The 18,006-nt window shown below is 64.8% G+C and carries 15 protein-coding genes and 1 pseudogene; 9 read left to right on the forward strand and 7 right to left on the reverse strand.

Annotated elements, in window-relative coordinates; translation table 11 throughout:
- Positions 1-103: 103 nt before the first annotated feature.
- From AC0L3K_RS15480 to AC0L3K_RS15505, 6 genes and pseudogenes are all read left to right on the forward strand, one after another.
- Positions 104-1,354 (forward strand): MFS transporter, encoded by a 1,251-nt coding sequence (locus tag AC0L3K_RS15480; protein ID WP_473366305.1) that lies wholly within the window; start codon positions 104-106, stop codon positions 1,352-1,354.
- A 31-nt stretch (positions 1,355-1,385) separates the two neighbouring features.
- Positions 1,386-2,213 (forward strand): PhzF family phenazine biosynthesis protein, encoded by an 828-nt coding sequence (locus AC0L3K_RS15485; RefSeq protein ID WP_473254313.1) that lies wholly within the window; start codon positions 1,386-1,388, stop codon positions 2,211-2,213.
- Between the two features lie 108 nt (positions 2,214-2,321).
- Positions 2,322-2,681 carry a Rid family hydrolase gene (locus tag AC0L3K_RS15490; protein ID WP_246649460.1) on the forward strand — a complete coding sequence of 120 codons (360 nt, stop codon included), beginning with the start codon at positions 2,322-2,324 and terminating at the stop codon, positions 2,679-2,681.
- Positions 2,682-2,818: 137 nt separating this feature from the next.
- Positions 2,819-4,012, forward strand: coding sequence for a M20/M25/M40 family metallo-hydrolase (locus tag AC0L3K_RS15495; protein ID WP_007594165.1), 1,194 nt, complete (start codon positions 2,819-2,821; stop codon positions 4,010-4,012).
- A 115-nt stretch (positions 4,013-4,127) separates the two neighbouring features.
- Positions 4,128-5,212 (forward strand): annotated as a pseudogene (locus tag AC0L3K_RS15500) (mandelate racemase/muconate lactonizing enzyme family protein).
- 266 nt (positions 5,213-5,478) lie between these two features.
- On the forward strand, positions 5,479-6,627 hold the full coding sequence (locus tag AC0L3K_RS15505; protein ID WP_219685140.1) for an amidohydrolase: 1,149 nt from the start codon (positions 5,479-5,481) through the stop codon (positions 6,625-6,627).
- Positions 6,628-6,811: 184 nt separating this feature from the next.
- Here the strand turns inward: AC0L3K_RS15505 and AC0L3K_RS15510 are convergent, their stop codons facing one another.
- Positions 6,812-7,396, reverse strand: a complete 585-nt coding sequence (locus tag AC0L3K_RS15510) for a DUF1349 domain-containing protein (RefSeq protein WP_473254362.1) — start codon at positions 7,394-7,396, stop codon at positions 6,812-6,814.
- A gap of 321 nt (positions 7,397-7,717) precedes the next feature.
- Positions 7,718-8,029 (reverse strand): hypothetical protein, encoded by a 312-nt coding sequence (locus AC0L3K_RS15515; protein ID WP_231171106.1) that lies wholly within the window; start codon positions 8,027-8,029, stop codon positions 7,718-7,720.
- On the opposite strand from AC0L3K_RS15515, the gene AC0L3K_RS15520 reads away from it, so the two are divergent.
- Positions 8,028-8,813 carry a DUF72 domain-containing protein gene (locus AC0L3K_RS15520; RefSeq protein ID WP_354127302.1) on the forward strand — a complete coding sequence of 262 codons (786 nt, stop codon included), beginning with the start codon at positions 8,028-8,030 and terminating at the stop codon, positions 8,811-8,813. The two genes, AC0L3K_RS15515 and AC0L3K_RS15520, sit on opposite strands and share 2 nt — an antisense overlap.
- Here the strand turns inward: AC0L3K_RS15520 and AC0L3K_RS15525 are convergent.
- Entirely contained in the window at positions 8,810-9,997 is a 1,188-nt protein-coding gene (locus tag AC0L3K_RS15525; RefSeq protein ID WP_473366306.1) for a CaiB/BaiF CoA transferase family protein, read from the reverse strand. The two genes, AC0L3K_RS15520 and AC0L3K_RS15525, sit on opposite strands and share 4 nt — an antisense overlap.
- A gap of 164 nt (positions 9,998-10,161) precedes the next feature.
- On the opposite strand from AC0L3K_RS15525, the gene AC0L3K_RS15530 reads away from it, so the two are divergent.
- Positions 10,162-11,049, forward strand: coding sequence for a VOC family protein (locus tag AC0L3K_RS15530; RefSeq protein WP_007594178.1), 888 nt, complete (start codon positions 10,162-10,164; stop codon positions 11,047-11,049).
- 339 nt (positions 11,050-11,388) lie between these two features.
- On the opposite strand, the gene AC0L3K_RS15535 is transcribed toward AC0L3K_RS15530, so the two are convergent.
- The 4 genes from AC0L3K_RS15535 to AC0L3K_RS15550 form a co-directional block, all read right to left on the reverse strand.
- Positions 11,389-12,735: a carbohydrate porin gene (locus tag AC0L3K_RS15535; protein WP_219685144.1), complete on the reverse strand. Its 1,347-nt coding sequence runs from the start codon at positions 12,733-12,735 to the stop codon at positions 11,389-11,391.
- Positions 12,736-12,872: 137 nt separating this feature from the next.
- Positions 12,873-13,934, reverse strand: a complete 1,062-nt coding sequence (locus tag AC0L3K_RS15540; RefSeq protein WP_007594180.1) for an ABC transporter permease — start codon at positions 13,932-13,934, stop codon at positions 12,873-12,875.
- On the reverse strand, positions 13,931-15,457 hold the full coding sequence (locus tag AC0L3K_RS15545; protein ID WP_354127304.1) for a sugar ABC transporter ATP-binding protein: 1,527 nt from the start codon (positions 15,455-15,457) through the stop codon (positions 13,931-13,933). The genes AC0L3K_RS15540 and AC0L3K_RS15545 overlap by 4 nt, the downstream gene beginning before the upstream one ends.
- A 51-nt stretch (positions 15,458-15,508) precedes the next feature.
- A complete protein-coding gene (locus AC0L3K_RS15550; RefSeq protein WP_007594182.1) occupies positions 15,509-16,474 on the reverse strand; it encodes a sugar-binding protein in 966 nt (321 codons plus the stop codon).
- Positions 16,475-16,728: 254 nt separating this feature from the next.
- On the opposite strand from AC0L3K_RS15550, the gene AC0L3K_RS15555 reads away from it, so the two are divergent.
- The gene (locus tag AC0L3K_RS15555; protein WP_219685146.1) at positions 16,729-17,991 is read left to right on the forward strand and encodes an ROK family protein; all 1,263 of its coding nucleotides are present in this window, start codon (positions 16,729-16,731) and stop codon (positions 17,989-17,991) included.
- Positions 17,992-18,006: the final 15 nt, after the last annotated feature.

Genomic DNA, 18,006 nt, shown 5'->3' on the forward strand with positions numbered 1-18,006 from the left:
TTGCCTTGTGCATCCATGACATTGCGGCCATGGCGTTCCCGATGTTGGCACGCACCCGTCAATCATGTAACCCCACCCGAAACCTTCTCGGGACGCAACGCCCATGACCACCGCCGCCACCAACGACGCGGGAGCCACCCGCGCGCTGATCTTTGCGCTGCTTGCGCTCGCCTGCGGGCACATGCTCTCGACCTTACTGCGCACCATTCCGGCGGTCAGCCTCGATTTGATGGCGGCGGATTTCGGCATCGAACCGCAGGCGCTGGCGAGCCTCACCTCGGTCTACCCGTTCGCGTTTGCGGCCGCGCAGATCCCGGTCGGTGCGGCGATGGACCGCTTTGGCGTGCGGCCGGTGTCGCTGAGCCTGCTCGCGGGAACCGTGGTCGGCGCCATCGCATCGGGATTCGCAACGGGCCCCGAAAGCTTCGCGGTCGGTCAGGTGCTGCTGGGCGTTGCCACCTCCGGCATGCTGATGTGCCCGATGACATTGGCGGCCAAGCAATTGTCGGCCGCCCGCTTCGGGCTTTGGTCGGGCGCGATCCTCTCGATCGGCAATATCGGCATGCTGTTGTCGTCGAGCCCGCTCGCCTTCGTGGTCGACACCTACGGCTGGCGCGCCGGGTTCTGGATCTCGGCGCTCGGCGGCGTCGCCGTGGCGCTCGCGGTGTTCCTGCTGGTGCCGAACCAGCCGGCCGAGCACAAGGACGAATCCTCGCCGCTGTCGCAGATGATCGAGGTGCTCAGGCTCGGATTGTCGCGCCCCTTGCGCGGCCTGATCGCGCTGGCGCTGGTGTCGCTTGCGACCTCGCTGGTGCTGCGCGGCCTGTGGGGCGGGCCGTGGCTGATGCAGGTCAAGGGATTGTCGCGGGTCGAGGCCGGCAACCAGCTCGGCGCGTTCACGCTGGCGATGATTGCAGGTCCGCTTCTCGTCGGCATGATCGACCGCAGGCTCGGACGCCGCCGCGCGCTGGTGGCGGGAACACACCTGGCCGGCGCATTGCTGCTAGCGCTGATGGCGTTAGGGGCGCCGCACTATGCCGTCTCGATGCTGCTCGGCCTTCCCGTGATGCCGCCGCAATACGACCTCGTACTGTTCGTGCTCATTGGCTTGGCGACCTCGGCACAGCCGCTGCTGTTCGGCATGTCGCGGCAGCTCGTCGATGCGCAAGTGGCAGGCAAGGCGCTCTCGGCGATCAATCTCGCCTTCTTCCTCGGCGCGGCGCTGATGCAGTCGATCACCGGCGCGGTGGCCGCGTTCGCGGGACTGCCGGCGGTGCTGTTGTTCATGGCAGCCATGCTTCTGTTCGGTACGCTCATCTTTCTGGCCTATACGCGGACCGTCCAAAACCGGTAGGCTCGGAGTTCCTGGTCTTCTGGAGGGACGAATGGACGTGCAGCGGATCGCCGCTTTTTCGCAAGGAGAGAACGGGGGCAACCCTGCCGGGGTCGTACTCTGCGACGCGCTGCCTCCGGCCGACCGGATGCTGGCGATCGCGGCGGAGGTCGGGTATTCGGAGACGGTCTTCGCCGCGCCAAACCAGGATGGCTGGCGGGTACGCTACTTCGCCCCCGAGATCGAGGTGCCGTTCTGCGGCCATGCAACGATCGCGCTCGGGGCCGCGCTCGCCCTTGCCCATGGCGAAGGCACCTTCGCGCTCCAGCTCAACGACACAGCGATCACGGTGACAGGCTGGCGGAAGCAGTCCGCACTGATGGCGGCGCTGCAATCGCCGCGCACGCGCAGCGCGCAGGCGCCCGACGCACTGGTCGCGGCCGCGCTGGGCCTGTTTTCGTACAGCGTTGCCGATCTCGACCCGCGCCTACCTCCCGCGATCGCCGAGGCCGGCGCCCTGCATCTCGTCCTGGCCCTGGCGAGCCGGCAGAAGCTGGCCGCGATGCATTATGACTTGGAGCAAGGGCGGCAGTTGATGACTGCAGCCGGCCTCGTCACCATCAGCCTCGTCCATGCCGAGACCGACACGCTGTTCCACGCCCGCAATCCATTCGCAGCCGGCGGGGTCTACGAGGATGCCGCGACAGGCGCCGCGGCCGCGGCCCTCGCCGGATATCTGCGGGACCTTGGCTGGCCTCATGGCGGCACGATTGATATCGTTCAGGGCGAGGACATGGGCGTGCCGTCGCGGCTGCGTGCCGAGATCAGCGCCGAACCCGGCGCGAGCATCCGGGTCTCCGGGGCGGCCCGGCAGATGTAGCCGGCGAAGTCCCGGCAGGAGGATGTCAATTCGCAGACATCCGGTGCGGAAGGCGTGCTGATGTCGTAGATGCAGACGTGGGAAATCGTTTTGATCAGGAAAAGCGTCATGTCCGGCTATCCTTTTGAGGACAGCTACGGCTATGCGCGTGCCGTCCGTGTCGGGGACCATGTCTTCGTCTCCGGAACGACGGCTCGTCCTCCAGCACTCGAAGGGGATGCGTACATACAGATGCTGGGCGCAATCGCGATAGTCGCCGAGGCGCTTGCAGATGCTGGAGCGGAGCTGCGGCACGTGGTGAGAACAGTCGTCTACGTTCTCGATATGGCGGACACACACCAAGTCGCTCGCGCCCATCGCGAAACATTCGGGGCGACGCGTCCGGCAAGCACGCTCGTTCAGGTAGCCGCTTTAACCCCCGCCCGGGCTCGTGTCGAAATAGAGGCGACGGCCATCGTGCACGACTGATCGGACGGGAATAGCGGTTGGTTCTGGGACCATGCGCGCACAGCAACGCGGCGCCACAGTTCATGCGTTGAGGCCGCCTTGCGAAACAAGTTGCCGCAGGGGATGCTGGCAGGCACCGTGCATCAAAGGGACATCTCATGCCTGTCGACACCAAAGCCGCCACCGACCGCCTCATGCGCTTTCTCGCCGTCGAGGGCGTCACCGGACAGGAGGCGGCGATCGGGCGTGAGCTCACGGCTGCGCTGAAGGAAAGCGGCGTACCGGCGAAGGCGATCCGGCTCGATGACGCCAATACGCGCATTCCGGTGCCGACCGAGACCGGCAACCTCATCGTCGATCTGCCCGGCCGCGGCGCGCTGCACAACCAGCCGCGCATCATGTTCATGACCCACATGGACACCGTACCGCTCTGCGCCGGCGCCAGGCCGAAGAAGTCGGGTCGCAAGATCGTCAACGAGGCCAAGACCGCACTCGGCGGCGACAATCGCTGCGGCTGCGGCGTGCTGGTGACGCTGGCGGCCGAGCTCGAGAAGCAGCAGCTCGATCATCCGCCGATCACGTTGCTGTTCTGCGTGCGCGAGGAGAGCGGGCTCTACGGCGCGCGCCACGTCAATCTCGACGAGCTCGGCTCGCCGGTGATGGCGTTCAACTATGACGGCGGCTCGGCCTCCAACGTCGTCATCGGCGCTGTGGGTGCCGACCGCTGGACCGTCGAGATCTTCGGCCGCGCCTCGCATGCCGGCGTCGCGCCGGAGCGCGGCATTTCATCGACCATGATCATGGCCCTCGCGCTCGCCGACGTGAAGGCCGGCGGCTGGTTCGGCAAGGTGGTCAAGCGCAAGCAGCAAGGCACCAGCAATGTCGGCCCCGTCACCGGCGGCGAGGGGCGGCCTGCGGGCGACGCCACCAATGTCGTCACCGACTACGTGCATGTGCGCGGCGAAAGCCGCAGCCACGACGGAAAGTTCTTCAAGGAGATCACGAAAGCCTACAAAGCCGCGTTCGAGAAGGCCGCCAAGAGAGTCACCAATGCGCAAGGCAAGTCCGGCAAGGTCAAGTTCAAGGCCGAGACCGATTATTTCCCGTTCCGCATGAAGGACAACCTTCCCGTCGTCAAACGCGCGGTCGAGGCCGTGTCCGCCATCGGCGGCACCCCGAACGTGCGCACCGCCAATGGCGGCCTCGATGCCAACTGGATGGTCCGCCACGGCGTTCCAACCGTGACCTTCGGCGCCGGCCAGAACGAGGCGCACACCATCGACGAGTGGATCAATCTCGACGAATACGATCGCGCCTGCGCGCTGGCCGTGCAGCTCGCAACGATGCGGTGAGCTAACTTCGTAGGATGGGTAGAGCGCAGCGAAACCCATCGCTACTTGCGAAGATGACGATGATGGGTTTCGCTGCGCTCTACCCATCCTACAAGAAAAAAATAAGGGAGGCTGCATGCCGCGCATTTCGACCATCGAGACCGGATTCTACCGGATCCCCCTCCCCGTCATGCTCTCCGACTCGACCCATGGCGACATCGCCGCGTTCGAGCTGATCACCTGCCGCATCCGCGATGCCGATGGCGCCGAGGGCGTCGGCTACACCTACACGGTCGGGCGCAATGGCGGCGCCGTCGCCGACATCCTCAAGCGCGAAATCCCGCCGCTGGTCGAGGGCCGCGAAGCCGATGATACCGAAGCGATCTGGCATCAGGTCTGGTGGGCGCTGCATTATGGCGGGCGCGGCGGGCCGGCGGTGCTGGCACTCTCGGCGCTCGACATCGCGCTGTGGGATTTGAAGGCGCGGCGCGCGAAATTGCCGCTGTATCGATTGCTCGGCGGCTTCGATGCGCGCGTGCCCTGCTATGCCGGCGGCATCGACCTCGATCTCTCGGTCGAGGCTCTGCTCAAGCAGACCGACGGCAATCTCGCCAAGGGCTTTCGCGCCATCAAGATGAAGGCCGGCCGCCCCGATCTCAAATCAGATGTCGCCCGGGTCGCGGCGATGCGGCAGCATCTCGGCGACGGCTTTCCGCTGATGGTGGATGCCAACATGAAATGGACGGTCGAGGAAGCGATCCGCGCCGCCCGCGCGTTCCAACCCTACGACCTCACCTGGCTCGAGGAGCCGATCATTCCCGACGACGTCGCGGGCCACGCCCGCATCATGCAGGCCGGCGGCGTGCCGATCGCGGCGGGCGAGAATTTGCGTTCGCTGTGGGAGTTCAAGAACTACATCGTCGCAGGCGCGGTGTCCTATCCCGAGCCTGACGTCATTGCGGTGGCGTCTCCGCCTTCATGAAGATCGCGCGGCTGGCGGAAGCGTTCAACCTGCCCGTCACCAGCCACGGCGCGCACGACATCACCGTGCACCTGCTCGCAGCCTGCCCGAACCGGTCGTATCTGGAGGCGCACGGTTTTGGGCTCGACAAATATATCGAGCATCCGCTGATGCTGCAGGACGGGCTGGCGCTCGCGCCGGACCGTATCGGCCACGGCATCAGCTTCGACTGGGATGGGCTGGCGAAGCTGTCGGCGTAGCGCGGAGCCACGGCCGCGAGTGCGACCCCTCTGCCGCTTGCGGGAGAGGGTTGGGGAGAGGGTGTCTCCGCAGTGAGATCCCCAATGACGATCGAGCCCTCTCCCGGCCTCTCCCGCAAGCGGGAGAGGTGAAGTGGAGCGCAGTCGATCTGCCCCGGCAATCACTAACGCGTTGCTGCACGCGAGGCATTCGCTGACGCTTGATGCAAGCTGCGGTTATTCGGCTATGGTGTCGATGCCGACACACAAGCCGAGAGATTCCCGCCTTGACCCCCGAGCTGCACCAGAAACTGACGGCGTGGCGCCGGCATTTGCATGCGCATCCCGAACTGTCCCTCCAGGAGAAAGCCACCGCCGCTTTCGTGCAAGACAAGCTCACCGAACTTGGCATTCCCTTTGTGTCAGGCGTTGGCGGTCACGGCATCGTCGCGACCCTCACGCGAGGGGCTGCACAGGGCCGCGTCGGCCTGCGCGCCGACATGGATGCGCTGCCGATCACCGAAGATACGGGGCTAGCTTACGCTTCGCAAAATCCCGGTGTGATGCATGCCTGCGGCCATGACGGACATACCGCTTCGCTGCTCGGCGCCGCCGCGCTGCTTGCCGCCGACACCAGCTGGAGCGGGACGGTTGATTTCATCTTCCAGCCGGCCGAGGAAGGTTATGGCGGCTCGCGTGCGATGGTCGCGGCCGGGCTGTTCGAGCGCTTTCCAATGGAGCGGGTGTTCGGTTTTCACAACTGGCCGGGGCTTGCCGCCGGCACCATCGCGGTCCATGACGGCGTCGTCATGGCCTCCGGCGGGCGCATCACCATCACCATCGATGGCCATGCCGGTCACGCCGGCATGCCGCATTTGACGCGCGATCCGGTGATGGCGGCCGGCCATTTGATCGTGGCGCTGCAATCGATCGTCTCGCGCAGCGTCGATCCGCTCGACACCGCCGTGCTCTCGCTCTGTACGCTCGAAGGCGGCACGGCACGCAACCAAATCGCCGGACGCGTCTCGATCGGCGGCACGCTGCGCTACCATCGCGATGCGGTGAAGGACACCGTCGTGGCGCGGATCGAACAGATCTGCGCCGGGATTGCCACGAGCTTCGGCGTCAAGGTGACGCCCGAGATCGTCATGGGCGTCGGCGTCGTGATCAACACGCCGGCCGAGGCGGATCTCGCCCGCCTCGCCGCGGACAAGGTACGGGCCGAGCTGCGGCGCGACCTCGCGCCCAGCATGGCAGGCGAGGATTTCGCCCACTTTCTCTCGCGGCGCCCCGGCGCCTTCGTCTGGATCGGCAATGGCGAATTGCGCGACGGCGCCGAGCTGCACGGCCCGCGCTATGATTTCAACGACGCGATCCTGCCGGTCGCATCGGGCTGGATGGCGGAAGTCGCCAAGGCGGCGCTGGCTTCGAACTAGACTGTGCATCCGTGAATGATACTGCACTTGATGCCCGCCATGCTTCCGACGGGTCAAAGGCGGCGGTCTGCAACGGGCAACGGCTTCTGCCCTACCCCGACTCCACACCTGCCGCTGCAATGCGCCAACCGACGGCGATGGGCGACTTCAGACTTCAGCGCTGCCTCCGGCCGCGCCAGCAGCCTCATTCTAGATCGTGAAGGTCCTTGCCGAGCGGCGCCGTCATCCGAAACTCCGAAAAAGCCACTTCCAGCCCGGCCCGCTCCGGCGTGCAAGCCATCGGTCCAACAAGATAGGAAGATTTCTTGGCAAACGGCGCAAGCCTCATGAGAGGCCAAACCTTGCCATCGTTCGAAGCTTGCACACGAAGAACGCCATGAGCAACGGTTACCCGCAATCGGAAGTCACGTGCGTCGTGCTCATAGGGTGCTGTTGCCCAGTCCGACCGCCCATCCGTCAATACGCTCGAAAGCATGGCCCGTCCGTCCGCAAATTCGATTCCGGCCTTAAGCCAGCGATTAGCGTCTACGCGCACCATGATGCCGGCTTGATCGTAGAGCGCTTGGAAATTACCTCGCACCCGCAACTCGGCCGTGAAGGCATCCCCGGCCAGAAACCCGAGAAAATGTCCGTTGTCGCGGATAAAGCCGTAATGAGTCTCGCGCCAGAAGTCGGTGGCATTGTCAGTGACCACTTCAAGGCTGTTGCCCTCCTCGGTCCATTGTTTCGGCTCATTCAGCCAAATGCCGTCAGATCTGCCAAGTATCATTTCAACCTCGATGCAAACCATGTGATGGTCTCGACGAGCTTTCGGGTTTCGGCCCGACATCGCGATAGCGGCATCGAAGAACTGAACCTGAGCAAATCCAAATCCGTCATGCCTCGCTGAACGGGCCTCAACGAGGTGCGCCACTTACTTCGTCGACGGACCAATTTCGAAAGTCGGCGATCAGCCGCCGCGGCGGATCATCTTGAGGCCCGACCGTCTTGCCGTGCTTCAAGCGATAACGAACTCACCGGGTCTTGCGCATTCATCCGGCTAAGCCTGGCTGCGCGTAGTAAGCTCACCGCCCTGCGAACACGCGCCCGCTCACGAGATCTCGCGCGGTAGCTTCCAGCCGGGCTTCGGCTCGAACGTCTCCTCGACCTGCGCGACGTGATAGCCGGCGGGCAGAAGGCGGCCGCCCTCCTCGTCCGCGACCGGCACGTCGGTCACCAGCCCCTCGATCAAGGCGGCTTCCCACACTTCCTTCTCGGAGGGAAAGGGGTCGCCGATCTGCTTATTTCCTTCGAACAGCGCGTACATCGGTTCCGGTCCTGCGTTGATCAAGCTCACGAGCAACGTATCGGCCGCACGGACGTTCCCATCCGGCAAATCGCAACGGATGGACACGTCAAACATGGCGCGCGTTCTGATCGGAACTTCCGGCTGGCATTACGCCTCCTGGCGAGGCCCGTTCTTTCCCGAGGGCGTGACGCTGAAGCAGCAGCTGAGCTACTACGCCGGGCAGTTCGACACCACCGAGCTGAACGGCGTGTTCTACCGCACCCCGACGCCGGAGGCCGTCGAGGGTTGGCGGGCGCAGACCGGCCGCGATTTCGTCTTCGCCTGGAAGGCCTCGAAATTCATCACGCATTGGAAGCGCCTCTCGGATCGCTCGGTGAACAGCCTCGAGCTGCTCGAGGATCGCATCTCACGGCTCGGCGGCAAGGCCGGCCCGATCCTGTTCCAGCTGCCGCCGCAATTCGAGGCCGACGCGGACCGCCTCGCCAGCTTCTTCAAGCTGCTGTCGCGGAAGCGGCGTTACAGTTTCGAATTCCGTCATCCGAGCTGGTATCAACCGCGCATCTTGCGGATGCTGGCCGACGAGAACATTTCGCTGTGCCTGTCCGACCATCACGACGCGCCGGCGCCGTGGAAGCGCACCGCGGATTTCGTCTATGTGCGCGGACACGGACCAAGCGGGCGCTATCACGGGCACTATACGAAACCCACGCTGGCGCAATGGGCGCGGCGCATCACGTCCTGGAAGCGGCAGGGCTGCGACGTCTACGTCTATTTCGACAATGACCAGAAGAGCGCGGCGCCGGCCGATGCACAGGCGTTGAAGCAATTGCTCAACGTGCGGCAAAGCGCGGCGATCACGACGGCAAGCCGCCGTGCAGGCGCCGTTGTTCACCGCTAGACGATGCCGCCCTGCCGGAGCGCCGCGGTCGCGGCCTTGTCGTAGCCGAGCTCGCTCAGGATAAGGTCGGTATGCTCGCCGAGCGTGGGCGGGCGCGTCGCGATTTCACCGGGCGTTTCCGACAGGCGGACGGCGGCGCGCGCCACCGGTGCGGGCTTCGGCAAGCCGGGATAGTCGACGTCCTGCATGAATCCGGCGGCGCGGATGTGCGGATGATCCAGCGCCTGCTGCGGGCTCAGCACGGGGCCGGTCGGAATCATGGCCTTGCCCAGGGTGTCGACGGCCTCCTGCGTGGTGCGCTCGGCGCACCAGCGCGCCATCCGCTCGCTGATGACAGGGCCGTTGTTGCCGCGGCTGATGTCGTCGGTAAAGCGCGGATCGTTCAGCCAGACCTCCTCCTCGCCCATCAGTTTCGCCCAGCGCTTGAACAGCGGATGCCCCGTGACCTGGCACAGCACCCAGCCGTCCCTCGTGCGATAGATGTCGGCGGGTGCCGCGGTCTGGCCGAGATTGCCTGTCGGCACCCGATTGACGTTGATGACGGCCTGCTCGATCAGCGTGGCATTGGTGAAGGACAAGGCGGTGGCGAGCAATGCGCCCTCGACGATCTGCCCGCGCCCGGATTTGCCGCGCTCGATCAGCGCGGCGAGCGTGCCGAACGCGCAATGCAGCGCGGTCCCGAAATCGACCCAGTTGACCGCAGCCCGGTAGGGCGGATCGCCGGCGCCCGTCATGTACACCGCGCCCGACATGACCTGCCCGACGCCGTCGAAGCCGACGCGGTCGGACCATGGCCCCGGTCCGCCGAACGCGGTTGCCGTCGTCAGGATGATGTCCGGCTTGATCGCCTTCAGCGAGTCGTAATCGAGCTTCATCGCGCGCAAGGTCTGCGGCGGCAGATTGGCGACGACCACGTCCGCGGTCGCAACCAGCCGGCGCATCACCTCCTGCCCTTCCTGCTTCATCGGATCGAGCGTGAGGCACTTCTTGTTGCGGTTGACCTGAAGGAACAGCGCGCCTTCGCCATTTTCGCCGACCGGCGCCACGAAGCGATCCTCGCTGCCGTCGCGCTTTTCCACGCGAATGACCTCGGCGCCGAATTCGGCCAGCAAGGTCGCGCAATAGGGCCCCGCGATATAGCGCCCGAAATCGAGAACCCGGACGCCGTCCAGAACCCCTCCCATCGATCTCTTTCCTTTGTGCTGTTCGTCAGCTTACAGGGATTGGCATTTGCGGCAAGGTGGCAACGGACGCCATGCCCCACCCTCGAGATGTGATCGGCGAATCATTTCGACTGGCGGAAATTGTGCTCTAGTATGGACCTCCCTCCCCAATCAGAGCCCCGTCCATGCCGCAACAATTCGATCGATCCAAAGAAGATCTCGGCAACGCGATCCATTTCGAGCACGTCAACATCCAGGTCCCGGACCAGCGCCTCGCCACACTGTTCTATGTCGCAGGCCTCGGGCTCACCCGCGATCCCTTTCTGATGGTGTCCGACACCAACATGTGGATCAACGCTGGACGGAGCCAGTTTCATTTGCCGAGCGGCCGGCCGCAAGTGCTGCGCGGTCATGTCGGGTTGGTCATCGCAGGCCGCGAGGCGCTGCTGGCGCGATTGGCGTCAGTCGCGAAGAAGCTCGAGGGCACGGCGTTCGCCTTCGCCGAGCGTAACGACCATGTCGAAGCGATTTGTCCGTGGGGCAACCGGCTACGCTGTTACGAGCCCGACGCCGCGCGCTTCGGTCGCGTCGCGCTCGGCATTCCCTATGTCGAGTTCGACGTGCCGGTGGGATCCGCCGCGCGCATCTGCACCTTCTACCCCGAGATCATGGGCATGCCATCCGAGTTGCGGAACGGCGACGGCACGGTTGCCGCCGTGAAGACCGGCCGCGACCAGCATCTGTTGTTCCGCGAGACCGATCAGCCGCAAGGCGACTATGACGGCCACCACGTGCAGATGTACATCACCGATTTCTCCGGCCCGTATCGCAAGCTGCTGGCGCGCGATTTGATCTCGCGCGAGGACAATCAGTACCAGTACCGCTTCTGCGACATCGTCGATCTCGACAGCGGCAAGCCGCTGTTCACGGTCGAGCACGAGGTTCGCAGCGCCACCCACCCGATGTTCATGCGGCCGATGGTCAATCGCAATCCGGCGCTGAACAATCGCAATTACGCATCCGGCCACGATCAATCGCTTTGGGCGATGGGGCCGGATCAATACGAGGGATAGGTGATAACCAAGTCCCGCGCCTAGCCGCAGCAACGTCGGAATGACCGAAGTCGCGGCCGGGGGGGGGGGGGGGGGGGGGGGGCGCGCGCGGCCGGGGGGGGGGGGGGGGGGGGGGGGGCGCGCGGGCGGCGGGGGGGGGCGGGCCCGGCGGGGTGGGGGGGGGGGCCCCGACAAAATCCGTGGCTCAGGAACAACCCACCCCCCCCCCCCCCCCCCCCCCCCCGCGCCCCCCCCGCGGGCGGGGGGGGGCGGCCCCGCGGCCCCCCCCCGCCACATGTTGCGTGCGCTCCGGTGGGACGGGCATGCCCCACCTTTCGCATCAGACGGGTGAGCGTCCCGTCAGAAGTGGACCTCGGTGCGCATGCCAAGAACCACGGCATTGTCGGTCTTCACGCCCACCCCGTTATAGCCGCGCCCGCCGGGATTGATGACATACTGGGCGTCGAACTTGAGGTTCAGCCAGCCGGTCGCCTGCCATCCGTACCAGACTTCGAGCGGCACTTCGTTGCCGCCGGCGTTGGGACTGAGGGCAGCCGTGTTCACGTGGGTCGTGCCCACCGCGAAGCCGACTTCGTCCTGGGGACGCCAGGAGAACGTTCCGGTATGCCGGAAGCCCAGGGCGATCTGGTAATCCTGGTACGACGTCCGGTGATCGGCGACGGTCGTGTTGAGGAATGTGTACCAGCCTACCGCACCGGGACCGTCAACAGTCAATCGTTGCAGGATCGACTCGTAGACGCCGAAGCGGCCGCGTTGATCGCTGATATTTTGATCCGGCACGCCACCGACGCCCGGGATGGTGCTGATGACACCCGGAAGGCCGCCATCAATAGACGAGGCGCTGTCGTACCAGCCGCCAAGTCTCCAGGTCCCGGTCAAGGGCCCCTTCGGCGTCCAAACCAATTCCACCGGCACCATCACGCCACTGGCGCGATTCGAGGCGGGAATGCCGGGCAAGAAGTAGACGCCTGGGTCCGACGTCGTCAGGTAACCCGGATTGGCGTCGTAGACACCGACCGACACTGTGAATTCCGGCGCGATCTTGTAGTGGACGACCCCGGCCCATTGGCTCACCGGCCAATTGTAGATGTAGCCGCCCTGGATGTTGCCGGGCTGGCCGCCGCAGAAGGTCAGGTTGATGAACTCGCACAGGCCGAAGAAGAAGTCCGAGCCGACCGGAAGACGGCCGCCTTTGAGTTCAAGGCGGTCATCGAAAAGCTTCTGCGAGTAGTAGAGCTGCGTCAGGCGCAGAATATTGCCGCGGCCGAACACTTCGTTCGTCAGCTGCAGGGCGGGAATGTCCGCTTCGGTATTCAGATTCTTGCCGAAGCGGTCGACCAGCGTGAGACCGACGGTGCCGCCGGGGATGCCGGCGAGTTTCCCCATGTCCAGCTTCGCGCCAAACCACAACTGACCGGCGTTGGCTGCGGTGTTCCTGCTTCCACCGGAGAGATTGCCGACGGATTCGTTACCGAGCGTCAGGCCGATATCGATGCCCTGCTCCTTCAGCCTGGTCCTGCCGAGATCGCCGAACAGATACGGTCTCGTCCAGAAATCGTCAGCCGCATAAGGAACAGGTGCAGCTTTCGTCGAAAAATCGGCCGCATATACTCCACCGCAAAACAGCGATGAGAAAGCAATCCCCACACCGCACACCCCTGCGGTGTTTATAAACCTGCGCAACATTTGTCTCGTCCTCCCGCCGTCTCAGGCTTTGCTTGTTTCGCCTCACGCCCCTGCCCAAAGCCCTCGAGCCTGGAACGCGCTCCCTCCCCCAGCGGCCGCCGACCAGGCGGCCTTGTGTCAACTGGAGCGTGGATCTGTCATGCCCGATCACCCGTTCTCGCCGGCAATGCATCCGCGGGGCGCGGTGACGCGCCTTGGACTTGCTCGGCCAATGTCGATTTCGGCGCCGCACGGGCGAGGCCGGCCAGCGCCAGCTTGCGGCGCCGTCGTGCCTGCAATTGCTGATCCGCCAACACGCCGATCAGAATGACCGTGCCCATCACCGCGAAGTTCAGCGAGTTGGGAATGCCCAGGATGTTCACGAGGTTCTGCAACACCTGCAGCAGCGCCGTGCCCAGCACGATACCGAGAATAGACCCCTCGCCGCCGCGCAGGCTGCACCCGCCCAGGACGGCGGCCGCGATCGCGTAGAGCTCGTAGAAATTTCCGAACGAGCTCGGCGAGACCGAGTTCGTGTAGAACACGAACAAGACTGTTGAAACTCCGGCGAGCCCGCCGCTGATGATATAGGCGGTTGCGATCACGACGTTTGTGCTGATGCCCGAGAAGCGCGCCGCCTCCTCGTTCTTGCCGACGGCATAAAGCCAGCGCCCGTAGACCGAGCGGTGCAGCAGCACAGCGAGGATCAGCGCAAGGACGATCAGCAGGATGAAGGTGTTCGGGATTCCCGCCACATTGCCCGAGGCGATGTTGCTCAGTGTCGCCGCCTCGTCGCCATAACCGAAGCCGCGGGTCGAATCGCTCGTGTAGTAGCGGGCGGCGCCGCGATAGATCAGCAACCCACACAGCGTCACGATGAAGGGCTGCATCTTCAGCCGGGTGATCAGGAACCCCTGGATGCCGCCAAGCACCAGCCCGCCCAGCAGCACGGCCGCCAGCGCCAGAGGCCACGGCACGTCGTAGGTCGTCAGAAGGTCGACGAACACGACGCCGAGCAGCGCAAACATCGAGCCGAGCGACAGGTCGATGCCGCCGGTGATGATCACGAGCCCCTCGCCGAGCGCGAACACACCGAACAGGCCGATCAGATTGGCCATGTTCAAGAGGTTCACCAGCGACAGGAAGGCGGGATTGATCGCACCCGTGATGGCGGCGATCACCACCAGCAGCAATCCCAGACCGAGCTCTTTCCTGATCATGGCGCGGCCGCTTCCGCGGTTTCCAGCGCCTGGCCCATGGCCAGTCGCAATACGTTGTATTCGCTGAACTGCTCCCGCTCGAGCACGCCGCTGACGCTGCCTTCATGCATCACCGCCACCCGGTCGGAGACGCCGATGACTTCCTCCATGTCCGACGAGATCATCACGATCGCGACGCCATGGTTGGCGAGGTCGCGCATCAGCGCGTAGATCTCGCTCTTGGCACCGACATCGATGCCGCGGGTGGGCTCGTCGAAGAACATCACGCGCGGCTGCATGGACAGCCATTTGCCGAGCACGACCTTCTGCTGGTTGCCGCCGGAGAGCGTCACCACCTCCATGTCGATGCTCGGCGCCTTGATGGAGAGGCGCCTGACCTGCTCTTTCGCGACCTTGCGTTCGGCCGCGCCGCTGACCAGCCACATCCGCGCATGATCCAACAGGCTCGCCAGCGTCATGTTCTCGCGAATCGGCAGCTCCAGCACGAGCCCGGATTTCTTGCGATCCTCCGGCACCAGATAGATGCCTTGGCTGATCGCGTCGCGCGGCGATGCGATTGCGATCGGCGCGTTGTCGATCCTGATCTCGCCGCCCAGCAGCGGGTCAACCCCGAAGGCCGCGCGGGCAAGAGAGGTGCGGCCGGCGCCTACCAGCCCCGCCAGGCCCAGGATCTCGCCATGCCGCACGGAAAGATCAACCTGCCGGTCGGGAAAAGCCGATGTCACGACGCCGACGATGTCGCAGCCGCCCGGCTGCGGCGGGTATTTCGGCGGAGTATGCAGCGCTTTCAGGTCGCGGCCGATCATCAGCCGGATCATCGCGGCATGGCTTAGCTCGTTCCGCGCCAGCTCTCCCACCGTGCGGCCGTCGCGCAGCACCACGACGCGGTCGGCGCAGGTCATGATCTCGCCGAGCCGGTGGGAGATATAGATCACCGAGATGCCGTGTGCCTTCAGGTCGGCAATCACCTCGAGCAGCCGTTCCGTCTCCGAAATCGTCAGGCTGGAGGTCGGCTCGTCCATGATGATCACGCGGGCGTCGATCGAGAGCGCCTTGGCGATCTCCACCATCTGACGCTCGGCGATGGACAGGTCTTCGACCAGCGTATCCGGCGCGAAATCCGCACCCAGCCGCTCCAGCAGCGGCGTCACGCGGGCGCGCATCTGCGCGCTGTCCACCAGTTTCAGCGGCCCGCCCATCAGCTTCTCGCGCCCGATGAAGACGTTCGCGGCGACGTCGAGATTCTCGAACAGGTTCAATTCCTGATGCACGAAGGCGATGCCGGCCTGCGTCGCCTCGTTCACCGTTATCCGCGCGTAGTCGTTACCGCCGATGCGGATCACACCCTCGCTCGGCGCGATCACGCCGCCGAGCACGCGCATCAGCGTCGACTTGCCGGCGCCGTTCTCGCCGATCAGGCCCAACACCTCGCCGCGGTACACCCGCAGGCTGACGTCATCGAGGGCCATGACACCGGGATAGGATTTGCTGATCCCGGCGAGTTCGAACAGGATTTCCGCCATTCATTTCCTCCCGCACGACGCCCGGCGGACGTGCCGCCGGGCGCCTGATACTCACTTCTTGAGGAGGTTCTTCATGTCTGCGGTGAATGCCGCGACGTTGGCCTTGCTGATTACCTTGGTCGGCACGATCAGCTTGCCGCCCGCCGGGATCCAGGACTTGTCGCCGTTCAGCGTCTTGATGATGTTGGTGGCGGAGAGATAACCGAACTCGTAGGGCTGCTGCACCACCGTCGATTCGATCGTGCCGTCGGAAACGCCCCGCAGCGTGCGCTGGTCCTCGTCGAAGCCGACGATCTTCACCTTGCCGGCCTTGCCCGCCGCCTTGACGGCGTCGTAGATCAGCGGTGTCTCGTAGCTCCAAAGGCCGGACAACAGCGCGATGTCGGGATATTTGACGAGCACGTTCTCCATGTTCGCCTTGGCCTTGGCGAAGTCCACCTGGTCGGTGAACACGTCGACCAGCTCGACCTTGGTGCCGGCGATCGCGTCCTTGATACCCTGCACCCGCTCGCGGGCATTGTCCGCATCCATCGTGCCGACGAACAGCGCGATCTTGCCGCCGTTCGGCAGCGCCTTCTTGATCTCCTCGCCTGCTTGGCGTCCGGCCGCGACGTTGTCGGTGCCGATATAGGCAAGGCGATTGCTCTGCGGCGCGTCGCTGTCCGTCGTGATCAGCACGGTCTTGGCCGCAACCTTGTTGAGCTCTTCGGTTGCGTGCGGCGCATCATCCACCGAGATGGAAATGCCGGCGACGCCGCGCACCAGCAGGTCGTCCAGCTCGCGCCGCTGGCCGGCCGCGGTGGCCTCGTTGGTGACGATCAACTGGATGTCGTATTCCGGGTGCTCCTTCTGAGCCTTCTCGAGCCCACGGCCCGCGATGGTCCAGAAATCGGCCGCGGCATTGGTGACCAGCGCAATGGTCTTTTTCTGCTGAGCCTGCGCCATCCCCGTGGCCATCGCGAGCGCGGCGGCGGTCGCGAGCAGCGGCACTATCAATTTCTTGATTGATCCGTTCATGTGTATCTCCCTTTGTTCACCCACTCCGGGGCTTCACAGCGCTTTTGCGCCCTTATTTTATTTACGCCGCGAAGAAATGACGCAGCGTAAAGTGTCAAGATCAGGATGTACGAGCGTCTTATTCAAGCGTAAATAGTACATAAGGTACGATATTAGTAAACATGGCGCCCAAAGACGTTTCCCGAATGTGCTTTTTACGCCACAGTACTGCACCGCGCGCATATTAAATTCACCAATAGAATTAAAGGGGCAACATGGTTGACCAGACTGAGCCGCCGAGACGCGTTTCAACCGTGGCCCGCGGCTCGAACCGTGGCCGCCTGGTCGAAGTCTTGCGACGCCAAGGGCCGTTGCCGCGTGTGGAGCTCGCCCGGAACACGGGATTGAGCTTCCCGGCCGTTTCAGGCCTGACGTCGCGGCTGATCGCGGAAGAGATGCTGTGCGAGACCGAGACAGCGGCAACCGCATGGTCCGACGATCCCGACGAAGAGGATGCGGACGGGCCGAATGGCCGTCGCCGCGGCCGGCCGGCCGTGCTGCTGACCTTGAACCCGGAGTTCGGGCGCATCGTCGCGATCTCCGTGCGTATGAACCTGATCGAGACGCTGATCGCGGATTTCCGGGGCTCCGGCGTGGCGCAGTCGCGACTTGCACTGTCGACGCGCGCGCTCGATGCAGGCGCGCTGCGCGATCTCGTGATCGCGCAGATCAATGCGCTGCTCGATGCGACGGCGACGCCGCGCCATCGGCTATTGGGAATCGGGATTGCGCTGCAAGGCATCGTGAACGTCGACACCGGCACGACGCTGTGGAGTCCCGCGCTGTCGATCACCGAAGTCGATCTGGCGACGCCGATACGTCAGGCGTTCGGGGTCGAGGTCGTGATGGCGAACGACGCTGTCGCGGTCGCGCTCGCCCTCACGTCCGCCGAACCGGCATTGGCGCAAGGCCTCTCGGCCACGATCATGGTCGGTCACGGCATCGGGATGGGCGTCGTTGCCGATGGTGAAGCACGCTGGGGCGCCGGCAGCGAGATCGGCCATGTCAAGCTGGCGCCGGACGGCCCGCAATGCCGCTGCGGCCAGCGCGGCTGCATCGAGGCTTATCTTGCCGATTATGCGCTCTACCGCGACGCCCGCACCTTTCTCGATCTGCCGCCGGCGGACTCGCAGCAGCCGTCCGAAGGACAGATGGCTCTGTTGCGCGAGCGTGCGCTGGGCGGCGATCCACGTCTCGAGCAGCTGTTCCTGCAGGCAGGTCGCGCCCTCGCCGAGGCGGTCGCCGCAACGATATCGGTGCTGCGCCCACACCATGTCATCCTGGCGGGTCCAGGCCTGATGGCATTCGACATGATGCGCCACGCCTATGAAGAGCGGCTCGAGCAGTCGGTGTTGCCATGGCTGCTCAGGTCCACGGCGATCCATCTGCGTCCAAGCGAATCGACGGTCATTGTCGAGGGCATGGTGCGGCGGACGCTGCGGGTCGTGGACCAAAACCACATGGAAGCGACCGAGTAAGCGCCGCGAGCTAAG

The organism is Bradyrhizobium sp. MI1.10 (assembly GCF_055811035.1).

Excerpts from the sequence above, each read along its gene's own strand:
- AC0L3K_RS15480 (WP_473366305.1), top strand. The coding sequence starts at position 104 with ATGACCACCGCCGCCACCAACGACGCGGGAGCCACCCGCGCGCTGATC.
- AC0L3K_RS15485 (WP_473254313.1), top strand. The coding sequence starts at position 1,386 with ATGGACGTGCAGCGGATCGCCGCTTTTTCGCAAGGAGAGAACGGGGGC.
- AC0L3K_RS15490 (WP_246649460.1), top strand. The coding sequence starts at position 2,322 with ATGTCCGGCTATCCTTTTGAGGACAGCTACGGCTATGCGCGTGCCGTC.
- AC0L3K_RS15495 (WP_007594165.1), top strand. The coding sequence starts at position 2,819 with ATGCCTGTCGACACCAAAGCCGCCACCGACCGCCTCATGCGCTTTCTC.
- AC0L3K_RS15510 (WP_473254362.1), bottom strand. The coding sequence starts at position 7,396 with ATGATACTTGGCAGATCTGACGGCATTTGGCTGAATGAGCCGAAACAA.
- AC0L3K_RS15520 (WP_354127302.1), top strand. The coding sequence starts at position 8,028 with ATGGCGCGCGTTCTGATCGGAACTTCCGGCTGGCATTACGCCTCCTGG.
- AC0L3K_RS15515 (WP_231171106.1), bottom strand. The coding sequence starts at position 8,029 with ATGTTTGACGTGTCCATCCGTTGCGATTTGCCGGATGGGAACGTCCGT.
- AC0L3K_RS15525 (WP_473366306.1), bottom strand. The coding sequence starts at position 9,997 with ATGGGAGGGGTTCTGGACGGCGTCCGGGTTCTCGATTTCGGGCGCTAT.
- AC0L3K_RS15530 (WP_007594178.1), top strand. The coding sequence starts at position 10,162 with ATGCCGCAACAATTCGATCGATCCAAAGAAGATCTCGGCAACGCGATC.
- AC0L3K_RS15535 (WP_219685144.1), bottom strand. The coding sequence starts at position 12,735 with ATGTTGCGCAGGTTTATAAACACCGCAGGGGTGTGCGGTGTGGGGATT.
- AC0L3K_RS15540 (WP_007594180.1), bottom strand. The coding sequence starts at position 13,934 with ATGATCAGGAAAGAGCTCGGTCTGGGATTGCTGCTGGTGGTGATCGCC.
- AC0L3K_RS15545 (WP_354127304.1), bottom strand. The coding sequence starts at position 15,457 with ATGGCGGAAATCCTGTTCGAACTCGCCGGGATCAGCAAATCCTATCCC.
- AC0L3K_RS15550 (WP_007594182.1), bottom strand. The coding sequence starts at position 16,474 with ATGAACGGATCAATCAAGAAATTGATAGTGCCGCTGCTCGCGACCGCC.
- AC0L3K_RS15555 (WP_219685146.1), top strand. The coding sequence starts at position 16,729 with ATGGTTGACCAGACTGAGCCGCCGAGACGCGTTTCAACCGTGGCCCGC.